The 21,641-nt window shown below is 59.6% G+C and carries 19 protein-coding genes; 7 read left to right on the top strand and 12 right to left on the bottom strand.

Annotation, left to right across the window (positions count from 1 at the left end; all coding sequences use genetic code 11):
- The first annotated feature begins 64 nt into the window (after nucleotides 1-64).
- The 3 genes from GA566_RS21575 to GA566_RS21585 are packed head-to-tail and all read left to right on the top strand — an operon-like array spanning nucleotide 65 to nucleotide 2,746.
- Entirely contained in the window at nucleotides 65-1,132 is a 1,068-nt protein-coding gene (locus tag GA566_RS21575) for a 2-aminoethylphosphonate aminotransferase (protein WP_144198170.1), read from the top strand.
- A 14-nt stretch (nucleotides 1,133-1,146) separates the two neighbouring features.
- Entirely contained in the window at nucleotides 1,147-1,980 is an 834-nt protein-coding gene (locus GA566_RS21580) for an IclR family transcriptional regulator (protein WP_144198169.1), read from the top strand.
- Between the two features lie 4 nt (nucleotides 1,981-1,984).
- Nucleotides 1,985-2,746 (top strand): sulfite exporter TauE/SafE family protein, encoded by a 762-nt coding sequence (locus GA566_RS21585; RefSeq protein WP_144198168.1) that lies wholly within the window; start codon nucleotides 1,985-1,987, stop codon nucleotides 2,744-2,746.
- A gap of 108 nt (nucleotides 2,747-2,854) precedes the next feature.
- On the opposite strand, the gene GA566_RS21590 is transcribed toward GA566_RS21585, so the two are convergent.
- The 9 genes from GA566_RS21590 to GA566_RS21630 all read right to left on the bottom strand — a co-directional run bounded on the left by GA566_RS21590 (nucleotide 2,855) and on the right by GA566_RS21630 (nucleotide 12,714).
- Complete coding sequence (locus GA566_RS21590; RefSeq protein WP_144198167.1) at nucleotides 2,855-4,579, bottom strand: cobalt chelatase; 1,725 nt, start codon at nucleotides 4,577-4,579, stop codon at nucleotides 2,855-2,857.
- A gap of 14 nt (nucleotides 4,580-4,593) precedes the next feature.
- Nucleotides 4,594-5,547, bottom strand: a complete 954-nt coding sequence (locus tag GA566_RS21595) for a MoxR family ATPase (RefSeq protein ID WP_144198166.1) — start codon at nucleotides 5,545-5,547, stop codon at nucleotides 4,594-4,596.
- 33 nt (nucleotides 5,548-5,580) lie between these two features.
- Entirely contained in the window at nucleotides 5,581-5,898 is a 318-nt protein-coding gene (locus tag GA566_RS33710) for a DUF202 domain-containing protein (RefSeq protein ID WP_144198165.1), read from the bottom strand.
- A complete protein-coding gene (locus tag GA566_RS21605; RefSeq protein WP_144198164.1) occupies nucleotides 5,895-6,257 on the bottom strand; it encodes a YidH family protein in 363 nt (120 codons plus the stop codon). Before GA566_RS21605 ends, GA566_RS33710 begins: the two co-directional genes overlap by 4 nt.
- A 126-nt stretch (nucleotides 6,258-6,383) precedes the next feature.
- On the bottom strand, nucleotides 6,384-6,728 hold the full coding sequence (locus GA566_RS21610) for a carboxymuconolactone decarboxylase family protein (RefSeq protein ID WP_144198163.1): 345 nt from the start codon (nucleotides 6,726-6,728) through the stop codon (nucleotides 6,384-6,386).
- Nucleotides 6,729-6,813: 85 nt separating this feature from the next.
- The gene (locus GA566_RS21615; protein ID WP_144198162.1) at nucleotides 6,814-7,782 is read right to left on the bottom strand and encodes a tripartite tricarboxylate transporter substrate binding protein; all 969 of its coding nucleotides are present in this window, start codon (nucleotides 7,780-7,782) and stop codon (nucleotides 6,814-6,816) included.
- Between the two features lie 216 nt (nucleotides 7,783-7,998).
- Nucleotides 7,999-9,285 (bottom strand): tetratricopeptide repeat protein, encoded by a 1,287-nt coding sequence (locus tag GA566_RS21620; protein WP_144198161.1) that lies wholly within the window; start codon nucleotides 9,283-9,285, stop codon nucleotides 7,999-8,001.
- Between the two features lie 72 nt (nucleotides 9,286-9,357).
- Nucleotides 9,358-10,956 (bottom strand): choline-sulfatase, encoded by a 1,599-nt coding sequence (gene betC / locus GA566_RS21625; RefSeq protein ID WP_160473968.1) that lies wholly within the window; start codon nucleotides 10,954-10,956, stop codon nucleotides 9,358-9,360.
- An 81-nt stretch (nucleotides 10,957-11,037) separates the two neighbouring features.
- Nucleotides 11,038-12,714 carry a GMC family oxidoreductase gene (locus tag GA566_RS21630; protein WP_144198159.1) on the bottom strand — a complete coding sequence of 559 codons (1,677 nt, stop codon included), beginning with the start codon at nucleotides 12,712-12,714 and terminating at the stop codon, nucleotides 11,038-11,040.
- Nucleotides 12,715-13,199: 485 nt separating this feature from the next.
- Here GA566_RS21630 and GA566_RS21635 point away from each other — a divergent pair, with 485 nt between their 5' ends.
- Nucleotides 13,200-13,628 carry a nuclear transport factor 2 family protein gene (locus tag GA566_RS21635; protein ID WP_144198158.1) on the top strand — a complete coding sequence of 143 codons (429 nt, stop codon included), beginning with the start codon at nucleotides 13,200-13,202 and terminating at the stop codon, nucleotides 13,626-13,628.
- Nucleotides 13,629-13,865: 237 nt separating this feature from the next.
- Here GA566_RS21635 and GA566_RS21640 read toward each other — a convergent pair whose 3' ends face one another.
- The gene (locus GA566_RS21640) at nucleotides 13,866-14,957 is read right to left on the bottom strand and encodes a YeiH family protein (protein WP_144198157.1); all 1,092 of its coding nucleotides are present in this window, start codon (nucleotides 14,955-14,957) and stop codon (nucleotides 13,866-13,868) included.
- A 263-nt stretch (nucleotides 14,958-15,220) separates the two neighbouring features.
- Between GA566_RS21640 and GA566_RS21645 the strand changes: the two genes are divergently transcribed.
- Entirely contained in the window at nucleotides 15,221-16,195 is a 975-nt protein-coding gene (locus tag GA566_RS21645) for a tripartite tricarboxylate transporter substrate binding protein (RefSeq protein ID WP_160473969.1), read from the top strand.
- 57 nt (nucleotides 16,196-16,252) lie between these two features.
- Here the strand turns inward: GA566_RS21645 and GA566_RS21650 are convergent, their stop codons facing one another.
- Entirely contained in the window at nucleotides 16,253-17,110 is an 858-nt protein-coding gene (locus GA566_RS21650; RefSeq protein WP_144198155.1) for an IclR family transcriptional regulator, read from the bottom strand.
- Between the two features lie 160 nt (nucleotides 17,111-17,270).
- Complete coding sequence (locus GA566_RS21655) at nucleotides 17,271-18,071, bottom strand: IclR family transcriptional regulator (RefSeq protein ID WP_144198154.1); 801 nt, start codon at nucleotides 18,069-18,071, stop codon at nucleotides 17,271-17,273.
- A 500-nt stretch (nucleotides 18,072-18,571) separates the two neighbouring features.
- Between GA566_RS21655 and GA566_RS21660 the strand changes: the two genes are divergently transcribed.
- Entirely contained in the window at nucleotides 18,572-19,915 is a 1,344-nt protein-coding gene (locus GA566_RS21660) for an MFS transporter (RefSeq protein ID WP_227460934.1), read from the top strand.
- An 88-nt stretch (nucleotides 19,916-20,003) separates the two neighbouring features.
- Nucleotides 20,004-21,542 (top strand): CoA-acylating methylmalonate-semialdehyde dehydrogenase, encoded by a 1,539-nt coding sequence (gene mmsA, locus GA566_RS21665; protein WP_144198153.1) that lies wholly within the window; start codon nucleotides 20,004-20,006, stop codon nucleotides 21,540-21,542.
- Nucleotides 21,543-21,641 lie beyond the last annotated feature (99 nt).

The following is a 21,641-nucleotide window of genomic DNA, read 5'->3' on the forward strand; positions in this document are numbered from 1 at the left end:
TTCCGGCTGGCTTCTCCACAGGAAGAGGCCAGCTTTTCCAACCCGATCATTACCCGGATCACCCATGCTGCTTCTCAACCCCGGTCCCGTCACACTGTCCCAGCGTGTTCGCCGTAGTCTCCTGCAGCCGGATCTTTGCCACCGCGAGAGCGAGTTTTTCGACCTCCAGGATGAGGCCAGGCAGCGTATCGGCGGCGTGTACGGACTCCACAGCGATGAATGGGCCTCGGTGCTGCTGACGGGATCCGGCACGGCCGCCGTAGAAAGCATGATCGCCGGCCTTGTGCCGGCGGGCGGCAAGCTGTTGATCGTACAGAACGGTGTATACGGCGAACGCATCGCGCAGATTGCCGCGCAATACCAGATCCCGCACATTATTGTGAAACACGCCTGGATGGACGCGCCGGACATCGGACGCATTGAGGCTGCGCTCCATTCAGACAAGGGCATCACGCACGTGGCCGTGATCCATCACGAAACCACCACGGGCCGCCTGAACGACCTCCTGGCCATCGACAGCCTGTGTCAGGCGCATGGCGTGCGGCTTCTTGTCGATGCCGTCAGCAGCTTCGGCGCGGAGGCGATCGATTTCAGTGGCAGCATCGACGCCGTCGCCGCCACCGCCAATAAGTGCCTGCACGGCGTCCCGGGGATTGCCTTCGTCATTGCACGCCGAACGGCCCTCGCGAGCGCGACAAGCCGCACCTACTACCTCGACGTGTTGCGTCATGCCAAATTACAGGACCAGCGCAACACCCCTTTCACGCCGGCCGTGCACGCCCTTTACGCGCTGGTGGAAGCCCTCCGCGAGCACAGTGACGAAGGTGGATGGACGGCACGGCATCACCGTTATGGTGCGTTGGCGGGCCAGGTGCGCCGCGGCCTGACTGCCCTGGGCGTCCGAGAGCTGCTGCCACAGTCCATGAGCTCGGTGGTTCTACGTGCCTATGCACTTCCAATCGGTCTGGAATATGTCCACCTCCATCATGCACTGAAAGCGCGCGGTTTTGTGATCTATGCAGGCCAGGGCGATCTATCCAAGACGCTGTTCAGGATCTCAACCATGGGGGCCCTCGAAACCGGGGACGCCGATAGGCTAATCGCAGCATTCGAATCCACTTTGCTCAAATAGACCAGAAGCGCGCTATGACGGCGATAAATCTCCCCGAACCATCGCATCGACCGGGCAAGCAGGACCTGGCGTTCACCCCTCCTTCCCCGGAGCTTTCCTTTGAAAGGGAAACGCCAACATTGCGCGCGCTGTCACTGCTCGAATTTCTCGTAGCAGCCGATCGGCCGCTCAGTCCCGCGGAGATCCTCCAGGGTTTCGATGCCCCCAAGGCCTCCCTGCACCGGATGCTCTCTGCGTTGGTGGCAGGCGGTCTCGTGGTGCGCGAGCCCGGCCCGCGCAATATCTATACGGTCGGGCCGCGGCTGGCGCGACTCGGATTGGCGATCGTCACGCGATCAGGCCCCAAACAACTCCGCCACGCGGTGTTGACAAAGTTGGTCGAGGATATCGGGGAGACCGTCAACGTCACCGTGCTCCACGAGAGCTCGATCCTGTATCTTGACAGGATCGAGGCACCCTGGCCGTTGCGCCTGGACCTGCAACCGGGTTCCCGTGTGCCCTTGCATTGTTCGGCCAGCGGGAAATTACTGCTATCGGCGCTCCCCCGGAATCAACGCACCGCGCTCATGCAACAGTTGCGACTGGACCGCTTCACGGCCAATACCATCACGGACATGGGCCGCCTGGAGGCTGAACTCGAGCGCTGCGTCGAGCAGCAAATCGGCGTCGATGACGAAGAGTTCATCGCAGGCATATCCTGTGTCGCCGTCCCGATCTACGATGCAGATGGCCAAGTCCTTGCCGCCCTTGCCGTCCATGCCCCCGCCGTGCGATCTCCGCTATCACGATCCTTGTCGCTCGTGCCCCGATTGCAGCGTGCGGCCGCCGAGTTGGCGAATACGTTCTAGGACGATGACTTTAGAGGCAGCACTTCCCATCTTGGCGGTGATGGCGGCGGCGAGCTACTTCCAGACCATCACCGGATTCGGTTTGGGCATGATCGCTGTGGGCGCCGCCAGCGGTCTTCATCTTGCGCCGGTGGCCACCATCGCGATGCTGGCGAGCCTTGTGACACTCGCAAACAGCGCAATGGCTCTGCCCGGCAAACTGCACCACATTGATTGGCGCGCCGTGGCGTTTGCTACTATCGGCATCCTTCCATCCGTAGTCATAGGCGTGCTGGCACTGGAGTACTTGAGCCGTGCTGCCTCCGGAATGCTTCACTTTGTTCTGGGCGCCGTGGTCATGTATGGTGGAATAACGGCAGCGTTTCGTCCCGCGCCATTGCAAGAGAGATCAAGCAATGGAAGCTTCCTGATGAGCGGGGTCTTCGGCGGTGTACTGAGCGGAATGTTTGGTGTTTCGGGTCCGCCGCTGATCTTCCAGTTCTATCGCCAGCCGTTTCCGCTCGTCGGGATCCGCTGCGCGTTGATTTTCATCTTCACTGTCACCTCGTCGACCCGGACCGCGTTCAATGCATGGCAAGGTCAAATTTCCCGGGAGACTCTGACACTAGCATTGGTGGCGGTCCCCGTCGTCGCGCTCGCCACGCTGATTGCCCGCGCCTGGCCACCACCCTTGTCACTGAAGGCGTCGCGACGGCTCGCCTATGGCGTACTCATGCTCATTGGGGCCGACCTCATGCTTCCAACCGTCCTTTCGGTGTTCAACTGAACTTTCGATCGGCGTCCGAACGCGGCCGTGCGCGCAGGAACTCCATTCCTTGCCCTCCACAGGGGTAGCTTTTCCCCAAGCCAACGTGGCCGAACGCCGGCCGGCACCTTAGCCCAGCGCTCGTCCCATCCATTGCACAATCTCCTGCAACAGCTTCATGCCAGGCACCTCGGTCAGATCTACAGGAAGGTTATGTCGATAGTACGGGCCTAAATCCAGACCAACGCCAAGGGCCATGATGCGCACATCGCGCTTCTGTTCGTGCGCACTCACCACCGCCCTCAGATGATTGTCGAGGTAGTAGGCGTCATTCGCCTGCCCTGTGGCGCAATCCATCGGACTGCCGTCTGAGATGACCATTAGGAAACGCCTCGTTTCAGGCCGAGCCAGGAGCCGGCCGCACGCCCACTCCACCGCTTCCCCGTCCACGCCCTCCCGAAAAAGATCCGCCTTCATTAATGCCGCAATATCGCTTCGCGACCGCCTCCAGCCACTAGCCGCATCCTTGAAAACCAAGTGGCAAGTTTCGTTGAGTCGGCCAGGGTGCGACTGCCGGCCGGCCGCCATCCAGTCGCGACGCGCCTTACCTCCATTCCAGTCACCGGTTGTAAATCCTAGGACCTCATTGGTCACGCCCAATTGATCAAGTGTTCTGGAGAAGACATCAACCATGACGGCAACGTTCGCGCCATGCTGCTTCATCGAACCGGAGCAATCGACGAGGAAAGTCATTGCGCAATCTGGGCGCGGCACGTCCAGATCGCGCCGAAATACCCGGCGCTCCCCAGGAGAACAGACGATCTGGGGCAATCGACGTCCATCTATGCGCCCCGACTCTTCCCCATCTGACCATCCGTCCCGTCTCGGCGTCGAAAACAGGTGGAGCATCAGCCGCGACAGCTTGCCGACGTTGATGTGCTGGGATGCGATCTGATGATCGAGCCGCGCCCGCAACTCGGCTAGTAGTGGACGCCGTACCAGGGAGCCAGCGTTGACCTCCCGATCGTAAGCCCGGGTATAGATGCGATAGCCGTCGGCGGACGCATCGAATACCTTACTCAATCCAGTGTCCACGGTTTCGATCGGATTCAGGTTCTCGACGTCACTATCCGACTCGACGGCAAGAATGGCCCTCGCCGCAGCGTAGCTAGTAGTCTGATCGCTACCATCACGGTTTGCACTGCCACGAAACTCCTCCTCCATCATCCCAGCTACCGCCTCGGCGTACTGCTTGGCATGGATCGCAAACTGGGCCTGCGAAGCGCGGTGGCGCCGCATTGCAGCGAGCGAGCCACCAATGCGATGAGAGATGCCGGCGCGCGTTGCTTCGATCAGATCTTCCGATTCACAAGTAAGGGGATAGCCGAGAAGTCGTGACCAGGCGATCTGAACCGCCGTGTACACCAGGATCCCGAACTGACTGTCTGCAAGGTTCGACCTCACGACCTCGTTGGACCAGCACTCGAAGCGGAGTTGCAGATTCTGCCGGACCCCACGCAAGCTCATTGGGACGAGAGATTCGCATCGAATCTGTTCCAGGACTTCAAACAGCATTCTGGCGGTCGGATCAACGGGGCGAACTCTTCGGTGAAGGATTCTGTCCGAGGATTTTTCCCGAAGTGCAAGCGCATCCGCGTCGCCCCGTAGCACCGCGCGTTTCGCAGACGATGCGTCCTGGACCGTCAACGCATGCGCTGGCAACGCCGCATGCCCGCGAAAAAGGCGTCCGGAACGGTAATGCAATCTGCCGTCGCCGGTCAAAGCACGTACCGCTGCAGCACACAGTAATGTGCGTTGCTGCTCGATGCGAGTCGACTGCCGTTCTGACATCATATCGGTAGCCCGGGTCAGTCAACGACACCCGTATCCTCGAGCTCCACGCCAAAGCAACGCTGGTAATACTCGGCCACAATTGGCCGTTCGGCAGGATCGCATTTATTGAGAAAGCTCAAGCGGAAGGCCATCAGCGGGTCACGGAAGATCTCGCAGTTCTCAGCCCACGTAATGACAGTGCGAGGCGACATCAGCACCGCAATGTCTCCCGAGGCAAATCCCTTCCGGGTCAGCTCTGCCAACGCGACCATGGATTCGACAAGTTCGCGACCAGACTCTGTGGCGAACTGCGGCACGCGCGCCACAACAATATCGATCTCTTGTTGGCGCTCCAGGTAATCGAGCGTGGCGACAACACTCCATCGATCGAGCTGGGCATGGTTCAGTAGCTGCGTGCCCTGATACATGCCATTGAGGTTGCCGAGCCCGACTGTGTTACTCGTCGCAAACATCCGGAACAGCGGATGCGGCTGGATGACGCGGTTCTGATCCAGCAGCGTGAACTTCCCTTCTCGCTCAAGGATGCGCTGGATCACAAACATAACGTCCGGCCGGCCAGCATCGTACTCGTCGAAGATCAACGCCACCGGGCGCTGAAGCGCCCACGGAACTATGCCTTCCTGGAATTCGCTGACTTGCAGGCCGTCCCGCAACACGATCGTGTCTTTGCCGACCAGATCCAGTCGGCTGATGTGGCCGTCAAGGTTGACCCGCACGCAGGGCCAGTTCAACCGGGCTGCCACCTGCTCGATGTGCGTCGACTTGCCGGTACCGTGCAAGCCCTGGACCATGACTCGACGATTATTCGAAAATCCCGCCAGAATTGCGAGAGTGACCTCCGGATCGAAGCGATAGACCGGATCGATCTCCGGCACGTGATCGTCTCGCTCGCTAAAGGCCGGTACCGTAAGGCTCGATTCAATCCCGAACGTATCGCGCACTGAAAGCTTCAGATCCGGCCTTTCCATCAGTTTCTCCTTCGAGCGTACGACGCCCGAGCTCTACAAGGCGACCCGCGGCAGATGACTCACATATAGGGCAACGAATGCCGAGAGTAGCGTCAGCCACGCACTGATCCAGATCATGACCAACGGTCGTGGCCGAGCCCGCATACCCTTCGCTTTCAGTTCTCTTCCTCTGAATCCGCAAGCCAGCGCAACGGCAAGGCTTGCAACTCCGACCAGGATCGCCAGCGCCCGGAAGGTGCTCTGCCCACTTACAGCCGCCCGTGCACAGCCCACGGCTATGACGGCGCTCGCCCAGCCTGTTCGCCCCCAAGCGAGCGATGTCCGCTCTGGCTGCACTCCTGGATCCCTCATATGCTCAACAGCACCGTGACTGTCACGCTGACGCAAAAAATTGCCGTGCCGAGCAGCGACTGGAGAATGCTGGAAGGAAGACTTCGGGCATGGCGCATGGCAACTTCATTTGCCTTCCAACGGAAGTAACAGGCCCCACCGGCAATGCATGCAGTCAGTGACAACGCAACGCACAGCATCTTAAGGGGAGCCGGATTAACGGCGTGTGTGGCGATCTGCTCGATCACCACGACGGTAGCGAGAAGCGCCAGCACCGTGCGTACCCACGCCAGGAACGTACGTTCATTGGCAAGGGAGAACCGATAGTCTGGGTCTTGCCCCTCCCGATACCACGGCACGTTTTGATCATTGCGCTGCATTGATTTCCTACTAATGTAGTTCGCTTCGATAAGAGGAAGAGATCAACAGAGATTCACGAAAACGCGGCAATGAAGCCCGTCATGGCAACCTGGATACCCATGACAAGACCTATCGCCGCCCCTCAATCACTGCGCGGAAAATTGCTGATACGCCTCGAAAGCACGGACGGAGTAGACGTAAGCCGCGCCAGTGTTCAGCGCCATCGCCGTACCCAGTGCGTCTGCAATCTCCGCTTCGGTGACGCCGGCGTTCTTGGCGGCGTTGGCATGCGCGGCGATACACGCATCGCAACGCGTCGTCACAGCAACCGCGAGCGCGATCAATTCCCGCGTTTTCGGATCCAGAGCGCCGTTGCCGTTTTGGCTAGCGTTGAATCCTTGATACGCAGCCATCAGCTTCGGCGCGGCCTTGGCAAGGGCTGCGCCCGCCTGCTTGTTCTTCTTGAACGATTCGATCCAGTCTTGCAGCATTTGTCTACCTTCTATGGTTGGGGTAAAAACTCCACGATCGCACGTTGGAAACCGATGGAGGGGGTGCTCCGAGGAGCGTGTCGCGTTACTCGGCAGAGATTCCAGCCTGTCGGATAACCTTGCCGTAGTTGGCCACATCGGCCTTGAGGATCGCGCGCATTTGGTCGGGCGTGGAAACCGCCGGTTCCGCGCCCTGTTTTCGCGCGAACTCCAGGACGGCTGGTGCCTGCATGCCAGCGAGGGCCTGCTGAATACGCTCGATCACCTGTGGCGGCGTGCCGGCGGGCGCCATAAGCCCCATCCACGACGTGGATTCAAAACCCGTAACCCCTGACTCGGCCAACGTCGGCACATTCGGCAGCGACGGTACCCGCTTGGCGCTGCCTACCGCCAATACCCGAACCTTGCCCGACTCCACGGCAGGCTGGATGGCCGTCAGGTTCATGAATGCGACCGGCACGTGTCCCGCCATCACATCCGACATTGCAGGGGTGCCGCCCTGATAACCGACATGCCGCATCTTTATGCCGGTCATCCGTCCGAACTGCTCCCCGGCCAAGTGTGCCGGGCTACCCGGGCCAGGCGTTGCATAGGCAATGCCATCCGCTTGGGACTTGGCGTAACTAATGAACTCCGTCACGGTCTTAGCCGGGAATGCGTTGTTGACCACCAACGCATTGGGCACTGAAAACAGCACCGCCACCGGCGCCAAGTCCTTTTGAACGTCGTATGATATTTTGGGGAACAGCGTCATGTTGATGGCATTCGTGCTGCTCGCAAAGAGCAGCGTGTAGCCGTCCGGCTTGGACTTCGCGACCAAGTCCGCACCAATGTTCGATCCCGCGCCGGGCTTGTTCTCCACCACCACCGGCTGCCCGACGCTGGCCGAAATCACACGCGCCGCCTGCCTCCCGAGCACGTCCGCCACGCCACCAGGGGCCCACGGAACAATCATTCGGATTGGCTTTTCCGGCCATTTTGTTTGTGCCATGGCACCCGTACAGACGGCTGCCCCGCAGAACATCACTGCGGCAAGGGCGATTTTCTTGAGCATGTCTTGTCTCCGGTAAAGGCGCCTCTGTGGGCGCTCTTTCACATTCACGCTGGATGTCTACATAAGTCGATTCTGATGCGGCGCGAGTTCGCTGTCGGCGCGCCGAGCAATGACGTTTCGCTCACCAACCCGATGAAATAGGTTGGCAGGACTAGCGATAGTTGATGCACGTATCTAGCGAGGCGATGTCCCGATGAATCATCGCCTCGCGATGGACTACGACTGGGCGAGGCGGCTGTCGAAGTCTTGTTGGTTTGCCAGCCAGGCGAGGGTCCGTTGTGCATCCGAGCGTCTGGCTGCTTCGTTGGCATATTGCACAACGATGTCGCGCTGGGCGTGGCTTGCCCCCACCTCCTGCAGCAGCGGACGAAGCTTATGGATCAGGGAGAGGCACTTATCGAACTCCCCTTCCTCAAAAGCAAGAATGCCTTCGCATGCGTCCAAGCCTACACGTCGAATCGCTTGGGCAACATGCATATCGCTGTCGCTTGCATAGTCTTTCATCGACTGAATGTGGGCTCTGGCCGCGCCGAATCGCCGCTCCCGGGCAAGCGACATCACGGAATGCAGATCGGTGAAGACCAATGCATGGTCATCGCGATGCGCTTCTGCATAGTCTGCGAGGAGCTTCCAACGCGCGCCGACTTTGGCGCCCTTGAATTCGACGCGCGCCAGGAAAGACGCGGCATTCTGAATGTCCAGGTAGAAGTCCGAGTCGCCGGTGTAGATGGCCTTGTCGTAGAGCGCCAAGGCCGACTCGATATCGCCCGCCTCCAGCGTGAAGAGACCGAGATGCCACCAGAGATGACCGCGAAACGGATTGCGGTCGTCCCACTTGTCGAGGGGTACCGCGAACCATTCGCGCCCTTCCGCATGGCGGCCCTGCATCTCGAACACGTGCGCGACTGCATGCACGGCCCACAGGTCGTCCGGACAGCGCGCCACGGCATCTCGCCCGTATTCCTCCGCCATGGTGAAGTGACCGTTCTCCTGCAAACCGAAGGCCAACATGCCCAGGACGTTGCCGTAGTTGGGCATTTCCGGCGTCCATGCCGGAAGCGCTGCAGCCGGCACCGATTGAAGGACTTCGGTTCGCCCCATCCAAAAGCTCACGAAGTGGTGCAAACGCAGCGCGAGAATGTCATGCGGATGGTCGATCAGGATCTGCTGCCACTGCGCGCAGGCGGAATGCAGGTCTCCCAGCCGCCAGAATTCAAGCGCCCGGACGTGTCGCTGCTCCCGTAGCGACGCATTCTGAGCGCATCGCTTTGCATTCTCCAGCGCGACACTGGCGTTGTCGTACACGTTGAAGCTGCTGTACATCATCAGCATGTAGCCACGCAGACAATGGGCCATACAGAATGATGGTTCGATCTCCAACGCATGCTTGACGCTGGGCATGGCCGTCAGCCGATACTCCAGAAGGTCTGACATCGCCTGGTTGTAAGCGGCCAGGGCGGTGGAGTTCTCTACGGTGATTGCGAGGTCTTGATTGTCGAACATGGAAGTCACACTAATCTGTACCGAACTGTCGGCCGCGCCCGGCGCGGCCGACGCCCATCTGACGTCTATCGCCTAGCGCTTGGCATTAGGAATCAGGCTCGCCTCCTCGTCGGTGAGCGGCTTGGGCTCAGCCTGAACGACCGGCTCGTAGTAGGGGAAACGCGCGCGCCCCTTGACGGCGTTGGTTCCTTCCGCATCGCCACCACCCCGCACGTAGCGCGACTTGTCACCGTGGCGGAACTCGAACGACCAGTTGTCGCGCTTCTCGTTCTTCACCAGCGACCACAGCAGTTGTCGCGAGGCTTGACTGCGCAGCACGCGCTCGTTGAGGGCATCGGGACACCATCCTTCGAGCACCGTGTCATGCATACGGCGCTCGATTTCGGAAAATTCCGGATCGCCGCACAGGTTCTTCTGCTCGTTCGGATCCGATTCCAGATCGAAAAGCATGGATTCGTGCCCGTGCGTGTAGGTGTACTTGAAGCTCCCTTCGCGCACCATACGGCAAGGGGCGCAGACGCCCATGTCGCTGTACTCCGAGAAAGCCCGGTCGCTCCAGCCGGTTCCCGTGCCGGTCATCAGGCCAGTCATATCGCGGCCATCGATCTCGGTGACGGTGTCGACCTTTCCGTCGTCGGCAACCGACATCAGGGTCGGCATCAAGTCCACGAGCGAGACGTTCTTCTCGACTACCTTGGCCTTGGGCAGGCCGGGGCCGCCGATAATGAGAGGAATCCGGGTGGCGTTCTCAAAGAACGTCTGCTTGAACCACATGCCGCGCTCACCCATCATGTCGCCGTGATCGGCCGTGAACACGATGATGGTGTCTTCCAGAAGCTTCGTCTGCTTCAGAATCTTCATCATCTCGCCAAGCTTGTCGTCCACATAGCTGATCATGGCGTAGTACGCGTGACGAGCATTCTTCGTATGTTCATCCGTGACCTTGAGGCGATCGCGGCCATGCGAGTAGTAGAGCCACTTGCTATGCGTATCAAGCTGGTCGAGCGGAATGGGGCCGACTTTCGGCATATCGATCTCATCGTGATCGTAGCGGTCCCAGTGTTCCTGCGATGCGGTGAACGGCGAGTGGGGGTGTGTCAGAGACACCGTGAGGAAGAACGGCTTGTCACGGGATTGGCGCGCCAGATCATAGATCTTCTGATTCGCCATGAAGGTGGTTTCTTCATCGTAGTCGAGCTGCAGGCTGCGGAAGCAAGGTCCCGCCTCGACTACGGCACGCATGTTGATGCCGGTCGGTGCATTGCGGGGGCCGGCTTTCCAGTCCGGCACCCATGCAAAGTCAGCAGGATAGATATCCGTGACCAGCCGCTCCTGGTACCCATGGAGCTGATCCGGCCCGACGAAGTGCATCTTGCCGGAGAGGGTCGTCGCATAGCCGAGACGACGCAGGTAATGCAGCAGCGTCGGCGTGGACGCCGTCAACTCCGCAGCATTGTCGAATGCATCGATGCTCCACGGCAGACAACCGCTAAGCATGGCGTAACGCGACGGTGCGCAGATCGGCGAGTTGGTATACGCGTTCTTGAACGTGACACCCTGCTCGCTCAGCGCAGCAATATTCGGTGCCTTGACCACGTCGTTGCCATACGCCGTCAGCGCGTTGGCGGTCAATTGGTCGGCCATGAACAGAATAATATTCGGGCGGCGCATTCCAGTGTCTCCTTTCGTGGATAGCATGTTTTGGGTTTCGGATGTAGCAGGTTAATTCTGGACCTAATGGGGAGGGAACAACTACGAGACAATCTCCATGGTTTTCCCTGTATTGATGCTTCGGGACCGGCCCGTTCCCTTACCGCTATAGTCTTCGCGAATGATGTCGGCGGCCTTCTCCGCCACCATGATGGCTGGGGCATTCGTATTGCCGGACACAAGTGTCGGCATCACCGAACAGTCGACTACGCGCAGGCCCTGGACGCCGTGCACCCTCAGGCGTGAATCGACCACCGACATGTCGTCGGTTCCCATCTTTGCCGTGCCAATCGGATGAAAGATGGTCGCGCCGTGGTTCCTGCAGAACTCCAGCAGTTCCTCGTCAGAGTTGGTCTCCGGGCCAGGCTTGAACTCGCGCTTTACATACGGACGCATTGCCGCCGAATTGGCGATTTCCCGAGCGGCCCGGACGCCAGCAATGGTCGTCCGTTGATCGAGCTCCGTCGCAAGGTAGTACCCCTGCATTTCTGGCGCGGCCAACGGGTCCGGCGAAGAGATCCGCACGTAGCCCTTCGATTCGGGGCGCAGTTGGCAGATCGACAGTGTGAAGCCAGAGAACGGATGAACTTTCCCGCCGGCCATGTCAGCAGACAGTGTGGAGACGTGAAACTGGATGTCGGGTGTGGCAGCCACCGGCCGACCGTGCTCATCCTTGAGAGCACGCATAAAGCAACCGCCTTGGTTGATACCCACTGCCAGCGGACCGCTGCGATATAGCAGCCACTGCAGACCAATCTTGGCCTTGCCGATCCAGGAATTGAGTTCGTCGTTCGTGGTGATCGGCTTGGTGCATTCGTAGTAGAGCCGTACCTGCAGGTGATCCTGCAAGTTTTCGCCAACGCCCTTCAGATCCTGCACGACGGGAATCCCGAACTTTGCGAGCAGATCCTTCGGGCCAATACCCGACAATTGCAACAGTTGCGGTGACTGAATGGCACCCGCTGCCAGCAGCACCTCGGCGCGGCAGCGAGCCGAGCGCCTGACCCCGGCCTGCATATAGTTCACGCCAACGACCCGGCGTCCCTCATAGATCAGTCCAGTCGCCTGAGCTTCCGTTTCGACGCAAAGGTTCGGGCGGTTCCGTGCCGGCGTCAGAAAGGCGCGCGCCGTGCTGCAGCGGCGGCCACGATCGGTTGTGAGCTGATAGTACCCAGCGCCCTCTTGGGTCGCGCCGTTGAAGTCGTCGTTGCGCGGAACACCCGTCTGTTCTGCCCCCGCAATGAATGCCTCGATCAGTTCGTGCTTCTTGCCCACATCCGAAATCTTGAGCGGGCCTTCGCCACCGTGATACATGCTCGCGCCACGCTGGTTGCCTTCCGACTTCCGGAAGTACGGCAGAACTTCGTCGAAAGACCATCCCTCATTGCCGAGCGCCGACCACAGGTCGTAATCCTCGCGTTGCCCCCGGATATAGATCAGACCATTGATCGAGCTTGAACCACCGAGCGTCTTTCCGCGCGGCCAGTAGATCCGTCGGTTATTCATGCCCGGATCCGGCTCCGTTTCGAAGCGCCAGTTGACACGCGAATCCCACATCGTCTTGCCGTAACCGATCGGGAGATGAATCCACATCGACTTGTCTGGCGGACCCGCTTCCAGCAGAAGCACGCGCGTATTGGGGTTTTCAGTCAAACGCGCTGCGAGCGTGGCTCCCGCGGAGCCGGCTCCCACAATGATGAAATCGAATTCTTCAGACATGTCTCACTCGCCTGTCGTGTTGTGATCGTAGTGAAAGCATCTTAGACAATGTTTATTTGGAACGCAACGTTCCATTTCTAAATATCTACCCTCATGAAGCCGGAACAGTACAGGGGTTAACCCTCGAAGCCAGCATGCATCGGGCGGGAGAGTTCCAAAACGCACATCGTTGGGTGCCAAATGCGGACCACTCACCGCTCCCGGGATGTCGCTGCAATGCGCGCCGGCATTCAGTGGATCGCCGAACTGGCGGCACGGCGCGGATGAACTCAACCCTTTCCCAGGATCGCGCAACCCGGAGTGCCTAGCGCCTCCGCGGCGGGCAGGTATTGGTGCCGCGCACCGAAGCATTGACGACCCGTCGGAGCGTCGGCACTACCAACTCGTCCGGGTCAGCGCAAATGTGCGAGGCACAGTGGAATAAATCGGTTCGTGAAAAGGTTTACCGCTTTGCAGTCCATCGCAAACCTCTCATGGAGACCCATATGTTCAAGAGAATTTTCGTCGCATCGGCAATGGCATTCACGGCATTGAGCGCAGTCGCTGCGCCCGCGGCTTCCGACGCCCAGACCCACTTTCAAGCTATCGCTGCAGGAGATGTCGCAGCGGTGATGCACGGCTACGCAGACGCAGCGCACTTCGTCTGGGTCGGTGGGCCTTTGGACGGGACCTATACAGGCGTCGACGCCATTCGCCAAGTCTGGGAAAAATTCACCAAGTCTCAGGGCACCATGAAGGTCGCGGTGGACAAGGTCGAGGAAGCCTCGAATCCGAAGGGTTCTAGCGTGACGGCCAATGTCACGTTTCAGGGCAAGCAGCCTATTAAAGTCCGCTACGTGCTGACGTATCGCGACAACAAGATCGTCAGCGAAACGTGGCAAATCGACCCGAAGCTGGGTCCGGCCACGTACTGAAGATTCGGATGTAGCGAGGTGGCAGCGTTCTGCCACCTGCTCTCGGCGAGGCCGAGGCAAAGGGCTCGACGGCCTTGGGCGAGCCCTTTGCGTCTCGCCGACCGCCGCGTTCGAGGCGAACATGGCGCGCAATGCTGAGCGCCCCACGAAGCGTGGGGCGCTACACGAGACTGCATATCGTGAAGTGCGATGCCGGCTATCCCGCTGCCCAGTAGTCGTCTACTCCTTCAGGCAGGTTCAGACGAGGAGCATGCCGAGCGCCGCACCGGCCACCATAAGAAAGACGAACAGCAGACCCGCGAGTACCAATGGCGCTCGTCCCGCGCGGAGGAGATCACCAATGCGTGTTTGCAGCCCAATGGCCAGCATCGCACAGGCGAGCATCCAGTTGTCCAGCGCTGTCAGCCCGGGTTTCCAGGCCGACGGTACCAACTCAGCGGAATTCACACCCATCACGGCGACGAATGCGATCGCGAACCAGGGGACCGACTTAAGCAGGCCCCGCAGATTTCGCGAGTCGCTGGATTCCTGCGACCAACTGGTCTTCGGCCAGAGCGCCATGACTAGCAGCAGCGGCGCCAATGCCAGCACCCGGACCATCTTGGTGACGACAGCCGCATCGGCCGTGGCGTCGCTCACCATCTTGCCTGCCGCGATCACCTGGGCAACTTCATGCAGCGTTGCACCAGTAAAAATGCCGAAGCTCTTCTCGCTAATGGCCAGGTGCCAGTGCTGGGTCAGCAGTTCATACATCCAAGGGTAAAGGAACATTCCCGCAGTACCAAACAGCACGACCGTCGCGACCGCCACTGCGGTTTGCCGGTCATTGGTCCTCACGACGGACGACACCGCAATTGCTGCCGCTGCACCACACACCGCGCTCCCGGCGCTCACCAGTATGGCTTCACGCCGACTCAGACCCAACACGCTGGATCCTAGCCAGGTTCCGACAATCAGGGTTCCAACAAGCATCGCCAGTGGCAGGACCACACCACCGACCCCAAGGGCCGCAATCGCGCCAAACGTCAGGCGAAGCCCATAGAGGGCAACACCCCAGCGCAGCAGGTAGTGCCGGGCAAATTGCATCCCCGGCGCCAGTGGCATAAGCCACTCCTTGGGCATGGTGTTAGCTGCCACCATGCCCGCGCCAATGGCAAGCGTCAACGCCGAGAGACCGTATCCCGAAATGGTCGGATGGTTCGCCAACGATTGCGCGAGCCACGCGATTGCGGCCAACGGAATCAGCGTCAGGATGCGCTGCCGCCATAGGGTCAATCCCGACGGAGGGGCGATGGATGAAGCAGTGGAAGGGGCCGGCGCAGTCGACATAGGAGAGCTCAGAGAATGACAGTTGTGTTGTCAGCCTAAGCGCCGCCACTTGACCAGTAAAACTGGATATATCGCTAAGTCTTACCCAAAATCCCGATTTGACGTCATCGCACCACCATGTTATGGAACATATTGTACCTATTACTGGCTATGTTCATTTCTTTTTGGTCCTTTTCGTTCCACTTCATCCGAGATATGATCCTGTCCACGGACGAGCATTTGCCGGTACTCGCCCGCACAAACAAAAATGGAGACAAGGCATCATGAATCGACGACGCGCCATGCTGGCGATCGCAGGCAGCACCACGTGCGCACTTTTCCCCGAACTCGGAAACGCCCAGGCAGCTTGGCCCTCGAAGCCCATCAAGCTAGTTGTGCCCTACCCTGCGGGAGCCATTTCTGACTATTTGGGTCGCTACATTGGTCGCGTTCTGTCCACGGAGCTGGGCACACCCGTTGTCGTGGAAAACAAGCCGGGAGCTGGGACCAATATCGGGTCGGACTCTGTCGCCAAAGCAGCCCCGGACGGCTACACCTTGCTCTTGGCGAGTAGCACGAACGCCGTGAACGTCACGCTCTTTCCCAAGCTGACCTATAGCCCGACCCGCGATCTGACGCCAATCTCGATCATTGCCGACGTGCCGAACTGCCTGGTGGTCAATCGTGATTTCAAGGCGAATACCGTCGCCGATCTGATCAAAGCGGCCAAAAGCGATCCGGGCGGCTTGGCTTACGCCTCCGCAGGTCCAGGCAGCCCTGCGCACCTTGCCGCGGAAATGTTCAATCGCATGGCGGGTGTGCAGATCCGGAACATCTCCTATAAAGGCGCCAGTCCTGCGATGGCAGATGTGATCGCCGGACATGTTCCCATTGTGTTTTCCCACCTCGCCGCAGTGCGCGGTGCGTATGACGCCGGGAAGGTGAAAATCCTGGCCGTTGCAAGCAAGTCGCGGTGGCCGGTACTGCCCAACATTCCCACGATTGCGGAATCGGGCGTTGCCGGCTACGAAGCAGGGGCATGGTACGGACTCATGGCACCGGCTGGCACGCCGAAGCCCATCCTGGACCGACTGCAAGCCGCGTTGAGCAAGATGCGAACACCGGCTACCGCCGAAGCGATACGCCAACAGGGAGCAGATCTGCGGATTAGTGGCGCAGAAGATCTGAAGACGCGCCTTGACAGTGACATCAAGACTTACGCCGCGCTGATCAAGACAGCAGGCATCGTGGTCGAGTAGCGACAACCACGCATCGTGAAGACCGGTACCATTTGTGTGGTACCGGCGTCCTGGAATCTACAGAAGGCCTCGCATTCTTGCCGCGGCTTCGCGCAAGGCGGGCAGCTTACCAATTGCGGATTCGACGTTCATGCGTGCCGATGGCGCATGAACGGAGATTGCGGCCCTCGCGATCCCTTGTCCGTCAAGCACAGGTACGGCAATAGCCACCAAGCCAGGAATGAATTCCTCCTGATCCAATGCATACCCATTGACGGCGATCTTCTCGCACTCTGTGCGCAAAGCTTGCGTAGACGTGATGCTAGTCGGCGTAAGCGGTTCCAATGGCAACTGGGCCAACAGTGCCTCTCGCTGAGCCGGCGCCATCAACCCCAGGAACAACTTGCCGCTGGCGGTGCAGTGGAGAGGTACATGAGCTCCCGCATCAAGCGTCAGGCGCCAAGGCCACGGGGCTTCCACGCGATCCAGATACATCACGCTGGCGCCATCCAGCGTGGTGAAATTGCATGTCTCACCGACCTCTTGTACCAGAGAGGCGAGAACCTCGTGGCGAAGTCCTCGCAATCCGTCGTGGTTCAGGGTATCGAGTGCAAGCCGACGGAGCGTTGGGCCCACCACATAGAATCGCTCATCAACATCCCGCGCAAGGTATCCACTCGCGAGGAGCTGCGCACACAATCGATGGGTGGTCGCCTTCGGCAGGCCCAGCTCTGCGACAAGATCCGCCAAGGTCATCGCACGGCTGGCCCCCGCTACAGCATGCAGCAGCCTCAGCGTTCGGTCGGCCATGGCACCGCCAAGCGACGGTGCGCCCGATACGGCAGCGTCAGCCGCGGGCGTGTTCTTGGCGGGCGCCGAAACCCTCCCATTCAATTTCTTAGGTTTCGTGTTCCGACCGATTCGTTGAGTTTCCATGGCTTGGTCTTGGTGAACTGAGGGGGCAGGCCCATCCCGCCCGTCGAGTACCGTCCACTGGACCCGTGCGATGAAATCGTTCCATTTCAACGGGTCAGGACGCTCCAATGTTGAATAAATGGTATCACGGGCGGATTCGCTATCAACTATTACGCAGGGTTCACAGCAGATCCGCCATCTGTTTCGCGGCACGATGGAGCGCCGGCAATTTGGCCACAGCATCCGTGGCGGTCATGCGGACCGCGGGACCATGAACGGATATGGCCCCCCAGACCTTTCCTGCCGCGTCTAGGACTGGAACAGCAATCGCAACCAGGCCGGGGACAAACTCCTCACGATCCAGCGCATATCCGTATCCGGCGATCTCCGCACACTCACGTCGCAGTGCCTCGAGCGAGACGATGGTGGCCGGCGTGAGCGCGTCCATGCAGCTTTGCGCCATCAGTTGTTCACGCCGTCCATGCGGCATCAGGGCCAAAAAAAGCTTGCCGCTTGCCGTGCAATGCAATGGGACCTTTGCACCTGGCTCAAGAGTCAGGCGCCAAGGCCACGGCGCCTCCACGCGATCCAGGTAAAGCACACTTGCGCCGTCCAAGGTAGTGAAATTGCTGCTCTCCCCTACCTCAGCGACGAGTTCCATCAGAACGCTTTGTCGTTTGGCCCGGAGTTCCCGTCGATTGAGTGCATTCAGCGCCAGACGCCGAAGCGCCGGGCCCCGAACATAGTGGCCGTCCGCCAAGTCTCGCGCAAGGTAGCCCTGTGTCACGAGGCCACTACAGATTCGTTCAATGGTGGACTTCGACAGCGCGAGGTGGCTGGAAAGCTCTACGGCAGTGGCGCCGCGACTAGCACCTGCGACGAGACCCAGGATGCGCAGGGTGTAATCGGCGGAAGTCGCGTTTGGCACAAGACTTCCGTCTTGGGACGAGTTGCCATTCTCAGTTTGTTCGCAATAAGCCATAAAGATCCTGCGGGTTCGCGCGTTGCTAGGTCCCCCACCAGGGCGACCTCCGAGACGGTTCGTCGTGCGCCGCGGAATGCGAATCGTCGATAACCCACTGGATCGCGCAGGTTGCAGACGCGTGATAGATGAGCATTAACCAGTGCCGGGACGCCACCCTGAAGGCACCAAGCCGCCGCAGTACTTCCCGCCACCGACTGAAATGTCGAAGCATCGCTGGACCTCGCTTTTGGGGACAGAGTTTGCGCTTACGCGCCCACACACTCAAGCATAGTGGAACATTTCGTTCCATTCATTACCGTTTACCCGAACTTTCGCCACTAAAGCGGCGCAGAGTCCTCGTCAGGACACTCTGTGGTTGCCGTGAGCTCATTTATAAAGGGTAAACCCTAGAAATGAAACGTTGCGTTCCATTGTTTTGGCTTATAACATTCACAAAAAAGACCAATGGTCCCATTCACAAAGATGAACGGGCGACAGGACAGCACTGGAGACAACTCGTGGCAACTGGCAAGGCATCAGTCCCGGAATCACTCGAACAACGCCCCCCTCGGCAAGCATGGGTCGTCGTAGCCCTGCTTTCCGTTTTCATGATGATCAACTTCGCTGACAAGGCGATCATTGGCCTAGCCGCGGTGCCGATCATCAAGGAGCTCAATCTCACCCACGAGGAGTTTGGCCGCGTAGGCAGCTCTTTCTTTTTGCTCTTCTCCATTTCCGCCATCCTTGGTGGATTCATCGCCAATCGCGTGTCGAGCAAGGTGGTTATCGCCTCAATGGCCTTGCTTTGGGCCATTGTCCAGCTCCCGATGATCGGCGCGGTGACCCTGCCGATGCTTATCGCCAATCGGGTCATCCTCGGCGCGGGCGAAGGTCCAGCCTACCCAGTCGCGCTACACGCCGTATACAAGTGGTTCTCCGACAAGCAGCGGACTTTTCCTTCCGCACTAGTCGGTATCGGATCAGTCCTCGGCACAGGCATCTCGGCGCCGCTCCTGACGTGGATCATCGTCAGCTACGACTGGCACGCCGCCTTCGGTTTTCTCGGCGTGGTCGGCCTGGTCTGGCTCGTTTTCTGGCTGGTGTTCGGCAAGGAAGGCACAGGTTGTGGGACCCGCGCAGGTGGAGTGGGATGCAATGAACTTCCGCGAATCCCCTATCGCAAGCTCCTGACCTGTCGCACCGCTGTCGGCTCAATGCTGGGTTCGTTCTCTGCGTACTGGGCGCTCACACTGGCGGTGATTTGGCTACCGGTGTTTCTGGTAAAGGGCGTTGGATATTCGGCCACGCAGGCAGGCTGGATTGTGGCCCTGCCCTCCGTGGCGCAGATCTTCCTGGCGCCGTCTATAGGCTTTGCTTCACAGCGTCTCCTGGCACGTGGATGGAGCAGTCGGGCCGCCAGAGGCTTGCTCGGCGGTAGCTGCGTCATGGTCTCAGGCCTTTCCATGATTGGGCTTTCCCGTATCGATGGTGGCCTCTTGCAGATCCTGCTGATCATCGGGAGCTTCGCTACCGGCAGCGTCATGATCAACCTTGGCGCAGCGCTCATTGCAGAAATCAGCCCTTCCACGCAACGGGGTGCAATGCTCGGCATCAACAACGCCGTCTATACGTTGGCTGGCATCGGCGCACCGTGGGTCATGGGACACGCAGTGGATATTGGCGTGGACACGTATGCGGGTTTTCGCTCCGGCTTCGCCTTTGCCGGCACATTGATTCTCTTGGGCGGCCTCACAGCCATCTTCTTGATTCGCCCCAAGCAGGATATCGACAGGTTTCAGCAAGGTGCCCAGCGGTCCGACGTCATCGATCAAGGGCAACGATCGGCAGTTCGAATGGGGTAACCGCCAATCGTCTCCCGTCGGGCCGTCCAGCACCCGGTCCATTTTCCCCAGCAATTCATAGCCAGTTTTAGAACCAACCACACGAGGAATGAAAGTGAACTCTCAAGCCATCCGTATTCAGAACCATATCAATGGCGAGTGGGAAGACGAGGTCGGTGGACAGTATGTCCCGCTCCGTAACCCTTCCACCGGCCAGGTCATCGGTGAGGTGCCGATTTCCTCGCCCGAGACGTCCCGTCGCGCGGTTGCCGCGGCCGCGGCTGCGTTCCCCGCCTGGAAAGCCATGCCTCTGCCGAAGCGCATGAACTACATCCACCTCATGCATCAGGCCCTGAAGGACAATCTGGAAGCCCTTGCCCAGGCCGTTGCCGTCGACCAAGGTAAGCACATCGCTGAGGCGCGAGGTGAGGTCGGCCGTGTCATCGAGATCGTTCAGATGGCGTGCGCGATTCCTGCGCTGATTCAAGGTGAGACGATCCAGGGCATCGCAAACAACATCAATGGCCGCGTGATTAAGGCCCCGATCGGGGTTTTCTGTGGCGTTGCCCCGTTCAACTTCCCGGCGCTGGTCTTTGGCTGGTTTATCCCCTTCGCAATCGGCACCGGAAACACCTTCGTCTACAAGCCGTCCACGGAATCGCCGCTGTTCATGCAGAAGATGATGCAACTTCTCGTGGATATCGGCCTTCCGAAGGGTGTGGTCAACGTGGTGCACGGCGAGCGCGAGACCGTCGAAGCCTGGTATGACGACGACAATGTCTCCGGCGTTTGCCTGGTGGGCTCCACGCCAACCGCCCAAGCCATTGCCGCAGGCTGCGGCCGTAACGGCAAGAAGACCATGCTGCTCGGCGGCGCCAAGAACTTCCTGCTCGCAATGGAAGACGCGCCGATGGACCTTCTCATCGAGAACGTGCTGATGTCGGGCTACGGCTCGGCCGGCCAGCGCTGCCTGGCGGTGTCGAACATTGCCGTCGTTCCAGAAATCTACGACGAATTCGTTGAACGTCTTGTGGCCGCATCGAAGGGCGTCCGCGTAGGCGATGCGACCGATCCCGAGGTCTTTATGGGTCCGGTAATCTCCGCAAAGGCCAAGGAACGCATCGAACGGTACGTTGACATTGGCGTAGCCGAGGGCGCCACGCTGGCACTCGACGGCCGGAATCCGTCGGTTTCCGAAGGCAACAAGGAAGGCTATTTCGTTGGCCCCACGATCTTCACGAATGTTACGCCGTGCATGCAGATCGCTCGTGAAGAGATCTTCGGGCCGGTACTGAGCGTCATCAAGATCGGTTGCATCGATTCAGCTCTCGACGCCATCCGCAAGCATAAGCTGGGCAATGGCGCCTGCATCTTCACGCAGAACACCTATTACACCGAAAAGTTCATCTCCGAAGCTGACGTCGGCATGGTTGGCGTGAATGTTGGGATCTGTGCTCCGCACCCGTACTTGCCGTTCGGTGGCATCAAGGGTTCCCTGGTCGGCAACAACAAGGTTCAGGGCAAGGATGCGATCGACTTTTTCACGCAGAACAAGGTCGCAACTGTACGCATCGTCGAACCCGGAGCCAAGCCTGCCGCAGCGGGTAACGCAGGTAACGGTGCGGTTCGTAGCTGCGTTGCGAGCTAACTAGTCTCGTAAGCAGTAAGGAGGGGCGCTGCTTCTGCACCGCCCCTCTTTTTCCATACGCTGTCCTCTTGTGCGTCAGCGTACTTGACCGCACCGCCC

Source organism: Cupriavidus sp. SW-Y-13 (genome assembly GCF_009793345.1).
Classification (GTDB): Bacteria; Pseudomonadota; Gammaproteobacteria; order Burkholderiales; family Burkholderiaceae; genus Cupriavidus.